The following is a 2005-nucleotide window of genomic DNA, read 5'->3' on the forward strand; positions in this document are numbered from 1 at the left end:
GAGCCTGTTGCGTTTTTGTTCGGGCTGCGCAGTATCAATGGGGCACCGCTTCCGACCTGAATGTCCCTGGTCGTCTCGAGTGCATGGCTGTCTGTCCCGGTGGGTGCAGACGTCGGAGCTGGTCTTGTCGGCGGGATTCCGCTCAGGCAGCCAGTGCTGCTGCCCGAATACGGGGGTCCAGTCGGCAGAACTTGCGGAGGTTGAGTACCAGGCCGGCGAGTTCCAGTTCCGATTGGCAGGCGGTTCGCCCTCGGCGGGCGAAGCGGCGTAGGCGAGTACGTTCCTTGAGCTGGCCGTTGACCGGTTCGACGGTGGCGGCTCGGCGTTTGTAGGTCGCTGATCCCTCTTCGGTGGCGAAGCGGTGGAGCATTCGGGTTGCGGGGTCGGCGTCCTCGGGCGGGGGCTTCGCGCTGGGATCCACCTGCGGCAGGTTCCGGGCCTTTCCTGGCGCGATGAGGCGGTCGGGACCAGGGGCGTTCAGGTTTTCCTCGCTCCAGTAGCCGCTGTCGAACAGGAGCGTGCCGATCCAGTCCGTCGCGCAGGGACACGACGTGCCATTGCACCCGGTCGCGGACAGGCCAGCGCCTGTGGGCGATGCGGATGCTTCGATGCAGCATCCGCCTCGATCTGGGCATTGGCGCAGGCAGCGGGCCTGGTGGACGGTGAGGGCTGCTGCGACGGCCACGGGCATCATCGGCTTGAGTTGTCGCCGGTCGTTGCCGTCTTGGACAAGTGCGCAGGCCAGAATCAGTCCGTCGGCCCCGACGGCCAGTTGGGCGTTGTAGCCCTGCAGAGCGCCGCCGTCGGCCCCTTGCATCTGACGGCTGTCGGGATCGGTGACGTTGCGCCGGATCTGCGGCGGCTTGTCTTTGGCAGTGGTGCCCCGTGGTCCTCGTTTGCCGCCGCCGGGTGTGACCTGCACGGTAGTCGCAGTGTCGTGGTCCATGGCGTTGTCTTGGGCCGAGCGTGCCCTCGCCAGTTCGTTCTCGGCCCGCGCCAACCACCGCTTGGCGCGGGCAACCTCGCGTCCACGGTCTTCATCGAAGCTGAACGGGCCGAGAGCGGGCCTGGGTCCGTGGCCGGCCTCGAAGAGCCGGAGTCTTTCCCGCATCGCCTCGATCTGCTCACGCTTGGTGGCCTTCTCGCCCACCAGACGATCTTGAGCGGCCTGCAGCCGGGCTTCGGCGACAGCCACCGGGTCCACTCCCACCGGGCGGGTGCCGACCGTGTTATCCCCGCGGCGGGTGCGCTCAAGGAATTCCTCGTGTTTGGCTGCGACCGCTCCGACGTCGAGTCCGCGCGCGGTCTCCTCGGCGAGTACTTCTTCCAAAGCCCTGCGCAGTCGCCGCTCACGGTCCTGTTGGCCTCGGAGTTGCTGTGGAGTCCCGGTTTCTTTCGCTCGGGTTGTGAAGGTGGCGTCCTCTGCCTCATCAGCAGCGGCGGCCTCAGCAGTGATCGCGGAGACCTGTTCCTGCAGCCATTCGCGGCGGCAGGATGCATACCGGGATGCGTTGGCCGCGATCTTGGTGCCGTCGATGGCTATCGTGCCCAGCCGTCCCAGCCCGGCCTTCGCGCAGACCAGCAGCACTTGCGTGAACAGGTCCCTCACCGAGTCCTGGTGCAACTGTCGGAAGCGGGCGATGGCGGTGTGGTCGGGGATCTGCAGCCCGCAGATGACGCGCATGGCCACGTCGGTGCGGCACAGCCGCTCGATCTGACGGGACGACCGCACCCCGTCCGCATAGGCGTAGATCAAGAGTGCGAGCATCATCCGCGGGTCGTATGCCCGGCGCCCTGTCCCGCCGAGTGCATACCGGGACTCGATCCTGGTCAGGTCCAGGTGATCTACGACCTCCAGCAGGATCCAGACGACATGGTCCTGGGGCAACCACTCCCGCATGTCCACAGGGAGCAGGAATTGTTGGTCGCGGTCGACCCGACGGAAGCCCTTGGCCATGGAATCATCCAACAGTTCCAGCGGTGCGCTCCAAAACGCAACAGGCTC

Annotated in this window: 1 protein-coding gene; it reads right to left on the bottom strand. The window is 66.5% G+C overall.

Features of this window, described 5'->3' with window-relative positions; genetic code table 11:
- Positions 1-142: 142 nt before the first annotated feature.
- Positions 143-2005: transposase (locus ABZ883_RS43090; RefSeq protein ID WP_360917785.1), on the bottom strand; the 1863-nt coding region annotated here is incomplete at its 5' end.

The organism is Streptomyces sp. NPDC046977 (genome assembly GCF_040644455.1).
Classification (GTDB): domain Bacteria; phylum Actinomycetota; class Actinomycetes; order Streptomycetales; family Streptomycetaceae; genus Actinacidiphila.